Annotated in this window: 7 protein-coding genes; 1 reads left to right on the plus strand and 6 read right to left on the minus strand. The window is 33.7% G+C overall.

Going from position 1 to position 7,013, the window contains the following annotated elements:
• Positions 1 to 779 (plus strand): glycosyltransferase (locus tag V7183_RS18520; RefSeq protein WP_335360404.1); only part of this gene is annotated, 779 nt, incomplete at its 5' end.
• 252 nt (positions 780 to 1,031) lie between these two features.
• Here the strand turns inward: V7183_RS18520 and pseI are convergent.
• From pseI to pseB, 6 genes are read right to left on the minus strand one after another with little or no spacing between them, the layout of a single operon-like run.
• Positions 1,032 to 2,081 carry a pseudaminic acid synthase gene (gene pseI, locus V7183_RS18525; protein ID WP_335360405.1) on the minus strand — a complete coding sequence of 350 codons (1,050 nt, stop codon included), beginning with the start codon at positions 2,079 to 2,081 and terminating at the stop codon, positions 1,032 to 1,034.
• A 24-nt stretch (positions 2,082 to 2,105) separates the two neighbouring features.
• Positions 2,106 to 2,684: a formyltransferase family protein gene (locus tag V7183_RS18530; RefSeq protein WP_335360406.1), complete on the minus strand. Its 579-nt coding sequence runs from the start codon at positions 2,682 to 2,684 to the stop codon at positions 2,106 to 2,108.
• A gap of 17 nt (positions 2,685 to 2,701) precedes the next feature.
• A complete protein-coding gene (pseG, locus tag V7183_RS18535; RefSeq protein ID WP_335360407.1) occupies positions 2,702 to 3,787 on the minus strand; it encodes a UDP-2,4-diacetamido-2,4,6-trideoxy-beta-L-altropyranose hydrolase in 1,086 nt (361 codons plus the stop codon).
• 5 nt (positions 3,788 to 3,792) lie between these two features.
• Positions 3,793 to 4,530, minus strand: coding sequence for a glycosyltransferase family protein (locus tag V7183_RS18540; protein ID WP_335360408.1), 738 nt, complete (start codon positions 4,528 to 4,530; stop codon positions 3,793 to 3,795).
• 20 nt (positions 4,531 to 4,550) lie between these two features.
• Positions 4,551 to 5,744, minus strand: coding sequence for a UDP-4-amino-4,6-dideoxy-N-acetyl-beta-L-altrosamine transaminase (pseC, locus tag V7183_RS18545; protein WP_438825183.1), 1,194 nt, complete (start codon positions 5,742 to 5,744; stop codon positions 4,551 to 4,553).
• Positions 5,745 to 5,799: 55 nt separating this feature from the next.
• Entirely contained in the window at positions 5,800 to 6,765 is a 966-nt protein-coding gene (pseB, locus tag V7183_RS18550) for a UDP-N-acetylglucosamine 4,6-dehydratase (inverting) (RefSeq protein WP_335360409.1), read from the minus strand.
• Positions 6,766 to 7,013 lie beyond the last annotated feature (248 nt).

Below are 7,013 nucleotides of genomic sequence, written 5' to 3' on the forward strand. Positions count from 1 at the left end.
GTATATGCCCTCTCGTTAATTTGATTAAAAGGAATGGTCCTTACTGCAATAATGAAACAGATGTGAATATATGTATGGCGTGTTTGAGTGGAGGAAAGGAAACAGATATTCAAACTTGGAGAAAAACATTTGAATCTTTTTTATCAAATGCTCAGAAGGTAATCGCTCCAAGCAACAGTACAAAAGAAATTGTAAAAAAACATTTCCCTAACATTGCTATAGATGTACAGGAGCATCTTTTATCTCCTAATATCCACTATACATATACTCCTGAATTTGCAAGTGAAAAAAAGCTTAATGTTGCCTTTGTAGGAAATATGCACAAAAATAAAGGGTCGCATATTTTATATAGACTAAAAATGGAAATTGAAAGGAGGAAACTGCCTGTTTGTATAAAAGTAATTGGGTTAACAGACAGGCATAAAAGAAGATTTGTCAGCCCAAGCGGACATTTTATTGTAACAGGACCATATGATAATAAGGAAATTTCTAATATTTTGGCAATACATAAAATAGCTATCGTTATAACTTCTTCTATATGTCCGGAGACATTTTCTTATACAACCAATGAGGCTATGTTTTCAGGGTATCCGGTCATTGCATTTGATATGGGAGCACCAGCGGAGCAAATAAGAAAATATAAAGGGGGATGGATTCTGAAAGAAGTGAGTAGCCAGAGCATCTTACAATTATTACAAAAAATTTCAATAAATCGCGGTGAAATTTTGGAAAAAGCGCGTAATTTATCGGTAGCTTGTCAAAATAAAGAGATTTTATAATCTTTTCATCAATGAAAAGAAGGAAAAGATTAAATTGGTAATTGTGACTCTTAAAGATCCGTAGAACGGCTGCAGATAGAGAGTTGTTTAGAGGCTTTTTCAACCATATAAAATGAAAGAGGAGCTATTTGACAAAACATGATAATAGCCCCTAATAGAAAATGCTTCATAGGTAAAAAAATGGTGAGATTCATGTGGAAAATTTGATTTACAGAGACAGGAAGTTTGCTTTTCCATTTAAGTAGTTTTTCGTTAAATCAAATCCCAATTTACAGGTGTTCCCTTAACAACATCTTTTTTCACTTTCTTTCCTAGTAAAATAGGAAGGTATTTTGGTGCCAAACCATACCCAGGTCTAATGGCTTTTAAATTTTCAACTGTTAAAACATCCCCAGCTTTCATATCTTGTGCCACATATAGAGAACGTCGAAACTTTAATGAGCTTTTTTCCATATTAGTCGGTCCATAATAAATTTTCCCTAGTGCCTTCCATGCCCTTTCTGTTTCAATAACAAGAGATTTTAGTTCATCTGGTTCCATTGAAAATGCGGAGTCTACTCCTCCATCAGCCCTAGATAAAGTGAAATGCTTTTCGATTACAGTCGCACCCATTGCAACACTTGCGATTGCAGCTCCCACTCCTAATGTATGATCTGACAATCCCACTTCACATTGAAATAATTCTCTCATATGAGGGATTGTATAAATGTTGGTGTTTTCTGGAGAAGCCGGATACGTACTTGTACATTTCAACAAAATAAGGTCTTTACACCCTGCTGCTCTAGCAGCCTTGACGGTCTCATCTAATTCTGAAATTGTAGCCATACCTGTAGAGATAATAATCGGTTTGCCAGTAGAGGCAGCTTTGCGGATTAGGGGGATATCGGTATTTTCAAAAGAAGCAATTTTATAACAAGGGACATTTAGAGATTCTAGAAAATCCACTGCTGTTTCATCGAATGGTGTGCTGAACGGGATGATACCTAGTTCTGTGCATTTATCAAAGAGAGGTTTGTGCCATTCCCAAGGTGTGTAAGCTTGCTGGTATAGTTTATAAAGTGTGTTTCCTTTCCATAAGCTGTTTGCATCTTCTATTTTAAAATCTTTGTTATCTATATTAAGTGTCATAGTATCAGCTGTATAAGTTTGAATTTTTAGAGCATGTGCTCCAGCTTTTGCTGCAGCTTCAACGATTTGTAATGCACGTTCTAATGACTGATTATGGTTTCCAGACATTTCGGCAATGATAAATGGTTGTTGATTACGACCTATTTTTTTTCCATTAATCTCAACTTCTTTCATTCTATCTTCTCCTTTCTAACCATTCTAACCATTCATTTTTGCTTTACCTATTATATCTTTCACTGACGTATTCCATCCATCAGTGAGTAAATGTAAATATTTTTCTTTATCTTTTAATCTATGATAACTGTCGCCAGGAGGTTGTGGTTTCCTCGGAACTGTTCCAGAACGAATTAACTCCCAATTCTCAATAAAAAGTCGTTCTATTTCTTGGCATAGTCTATCATAAGAGGTTTTTAATGTATCATTTTCCTTGTAGGGAACTTTCAATTGAGCGATAATATCTCCTGTATCTAAGCCGTTATCTACATAATGAATTGTAATCCCTTTAGGTGTATCTTCAAGAAAACTCCATAAATTTGGATCAGCACCCTTATTCCAAGGAAGATAAGATATATGCAAATTAATAATTTTGTTATTAAATTTTTCAATAATGGAAGGAGGAATCATATATCTGTATCCATAGCTGACAATAAAGTCAATATTGATAAGAATAGGTGAGTGAATGTCTATTCTATTTTCATAGAAAACAACACTATCTCCAGATGATTTAAGAAAACTGTACAAATTATTACATTTAGATCCTAATAATAGAATGTTCATAATATCTTCCTTAACGTTTAATATTGTAAAATCTCGGATACTACGCGTATTCTCCCAAAACCATCTACAATTTCTAATGCCTTTTTAGAAGATGCTTCTAAATCAAAGTTCTCGCTCTTAACAACCTCAATTGCATGATTAATATCTTTCTCATAGATTTCTTCAGATTTTCCAATATAAAAATCAATACCTAAATTTCCCACTGCTTTACATATTTCAATTTGATTATATGCCACTGAGATTAATAGTGCAGGTAACCCTAAACAATATCTTTCCCAAGTTGTCGAAGCTCCAGCACATATTGCCAGATCTGCTTCATTCATTAATCGAGACATATAATCAATATTATAATGGAAGGCCATATTTGGATGTTTTTTGCATAAATTTTGGATGAGGTCTTTTTGAGGATTTGATTGACCAATCACTACATGAATAAGAAGTTGTTTACAGTCCATTGCTTCTAGAGCTTTGATTACTTTGGATGTTTCATGAGTTGGATCACTTCCCCCAAAAAATATGAGTATTGTTTTAAGGATATTTGTTCTTTTTCTTAAATTTTTTCGTTCTTTTAAAAATTCGGATCTTAGCAATGCATATTTTGGACCTAATAATTTTATACAATTCCTAGGGATTAATTCCTTATATCTTTGGTCTATATTTGTATAATAATTTTGATCAAGCAGTACATCACACATATGTAATCTGTCTGCTAAATCATCTATAACCATTATATATTGAGTGAATTCCTTCAATTTTTCTTCCCACTTTTTATCTAATGCGTAATGGTCTACAATAAGCCAATCAACAGGGGAAATGTTCTGATTTATAATATTTATTGTTTGTTGTGCGTCTATTTCCCAGTTAGTTTGAAGCCAGTGAGCATGAGCGATATTACAATTATTGTTCACTAGTTTCATTTTGGGTAACATATATACTGTGTGTCCCTGAGATTTTATAAAGTTACACATATGACCGTCCAATTCCCTAGATATAAAAGCTATCTGATGTCCTTGATTATTTAGCTCTTCTGCTAAGGTTAAACATCGCATAACATGCCCTGTTCCGATCTCTATAGAAGCATCTACTCGGATGAATATGTTCATTTGATTTACATCCCTATCTTCTTTTGTTCTATATGACTATTAATATAAAACAAATCTGGTTCTTGTTTTAATAAATTTAAAATATCGATGAAAGAAAACTGGATATTAACTGGATATAATCTTGTGATAATCTTTTTAATAAGAATAAAGTCCTCTTTCGTGTCAACAGTCCAGCGATGTTTACTTTCATCTAAGTCATGTTGGACATTTAACATTTTAAATTTCCCAGGGTTGTTATATATATAAGCAGTCACATGCTCACGATATGAGGGTTCATTGGCTTCTTCATATGTTCGTTTTAAAATTCGATAGGGCATAACCTCTGTATCTAGTCCTCTTGGATACGTACGGGTTAGTGTATTAGATATATAATCATATTTATTTTGATGCTTTAAATAGCAACTAACTACTTTATCAATAATATCAGGATCGATAATGGGGCAATCTGAAGTTAATCGAACTACAACATCCACAGAAAATTTCGTTGCAGTTTCATAATAGCGTGATAATACATCATCTTCTGATCCACGATAATAAGGAACAGAAAGTTGCTCACAAAGCTCAATGATTGGATTATCATTGAGCTTTGTAGTAGTAGCTACAATAATTTGGTTAATTGTTGTTGCTTTTTTTACTCGTTCAATTTGATATTCTAATAGTGTTTTATCAAGAACTTTCTTCAGGATTTTTCCTGGAAGCCTAGTTGATCCCATTCGAGCTTGAATAATAGCAGCAACTTTCATTTCATCACCTTTTTATTCATTTATTTTTTATAAAAATTTATTACTTTTTTAACTGCATGAATGACATCATTAGCGTCTTGTTCACTCATTTCTGAAAATAATGGTAGAGTAATGATGCTTTCATATAATTTTTCGGCATGGGGACAAATTCCTTTTTGGTAACCTAATTTTTGATAATAGGGTTGTAAATGAACCGGAATGTAGTGAACATTGACACCAATATTTTCTTGCTTTAACGCTTGAAAGATTTCTTTTCGGTCAACTTTCAGCATTGATAAATTTAACTGAATGATATACAAATGCCAACTTGAATCAACATGCTCTAATTGTTTTGGAAGAATAACTTCAGGTAAATCTTTTAGTTCCTCATCATACATTGCTACATATTGTTTTCTTTTAGCAATAAAAGAATCTAATTTTTGCAGTTGTGATAATCCAAGAGCGGCTTGGATATCTGTCATCCGATAGTTATAGCCAAGAAATTGCATTTCATAGTACCAAGGACCATGATTCTCAGTTAGGGTGTTAGGATGACGGGTGATTCCATGTGTTCGAAACTGCAGAAGTTTTTGATAGTAGTCTTCATTATTTGTTGTAATGATTCCACCTTCGCCTGTTGTAATATGTTTGACGGGGTGAAAACTGAACATGGTCATATCGCCAATTGAACCAATTTTTTTCTTTTTGTAAGTAGCGCCTAATGCATGAGCTGCATCTTCGATTACTGTTAGGTTATATTCTTGGGCAATTTTTGAAATTTCTTCAAGTTCAACTGGTTGTCCTGTAAAATGTACAGGTATAATTGCTTTTGTCTTATCTGTAATCTTATCTTTTATTAGCGCAGGATCAATATTATAAGTAGTGGATTTAATATCCGTAAATATCGGTACACCACCTTGATAAAGGACACAGTTAGAACTGGCAGCGAACGTCATCGATGTCGTGATGACTTCATCATCAGTGGATATCCCCGCTGCAAAGCAAGCTCCATGTAAGGCGGCTGTTCCACTTGAAAATGCTACGGCATATTTTGCACCTACATATGCTGCCACTTGATTTTCAAATTGTTTTATTGTTGGACCGGTTGTAATAAAATCACTTTTTAGAATGTCTATTACTGCTTGGATATCATCTTCATCAATGGATTGCTTGCCGTATGGCAAATAATGATCGCGTACGGGTTTTCCTCCATGAAGCGCTAAAAGATGTTTCATGATTATTAATGCTCCCTTATATATTATTTTGATATATTTAAGTTGTTCTTTTATCTTATTCACTAATTAATCTTTTTAACTCGTTCTTTGTTAACCAATGCTCATTTTTGTCGCTCGTATAACTAAAACCTTCTGGAAGCGGCTTGCCTCCACTTATATTTGCTTTATCCCACCAATTGAATTCTGGTTGAATGATATAATAATCTTCAAATTCCAAAGTATGTCGGGCATCATCTTCAGTTATCATAGCCTCATGAAGTTTCTCTCCTGGACGGATGCCTATAAACTCAATTTTACATTCAGGTGCAATTACTTTGGCCAAGTCTGTTACTTTCATGCTAGGGATTTTAGGAATAAAAATTTCTCCGCCCTTCATTCGTTGAAGATTATCAAGAACAAATTGCACCCCCTGATCAAGTGTTATCCAAAATCGTGTCATACGTTCATCTGTTATAGGGATTTTTCCAGTTTTTTTTATGCTTTTAAAAAATGGCACTACACTGCCTCTGCTGCCTACCACATTTCCGTAACGTACTACTGAAAATCTTGTATTCTTTCTCCCTACATAAGCATTTGCCGCAACAAAAAGTTTATCTGATGCTAATTTTGTTGCACCGTATAAGTTAATTGGAGAGGCAGCCTTATCTGTACTTAAAGCAATGACACGTTTTACACCACAATCTATAGCAGCTTCAATAATATTTTGAGCACCATAGATATTTGTTTTAATGGCTTCAAACGGGTTGTACTCACATGCACCTACACGCTTCAGAGCAGCTGCATGAACTATAATATCGACCCCAGCAAATGCTCGATATAAACGAGCTTTATCACGTACATCCCCAATAAAAAAACGAATACGCGAATCGGTATACTCTTGAGCCATTTCGTATTGCTTTAACTCATCACGACTAAAAACAATGATCTTGCTTACACCAAGTTCCAGTGCTTTTTTTATAAATCTTTTTCCGAAAGAGCCTGTTCCACCAGTAACTAAAATTGTTTTTCCTGTTAAATCCATTTTATTCACAGCCTTTTTTATTGAATACATTTTCTTTATCTATTACTATGAATAGTTCGGAAAAACGTTTGGGTATCATCTCTATATTTCCTTATAGTTTTCTCGAAATAGTAAATAAGCCTAGATTGTAATTGTACTTTACCGTTTTTTTTATTTCTTGGTTCAGGAAATGATAAATCTGTTTAATAACTTCTTTTATATTATGGAAAGTCTAGAAATCAAAATCTTCATTTTTAGATACAAGAGGT

This window comes from Bacillus sp. JJ1127 (assembly GCF_036965845.1).
Classification (GTDB): Bacteria; Bacillota; Bacilli; order Bacillales; family Bacillaceae_G; genus Bacillus_A.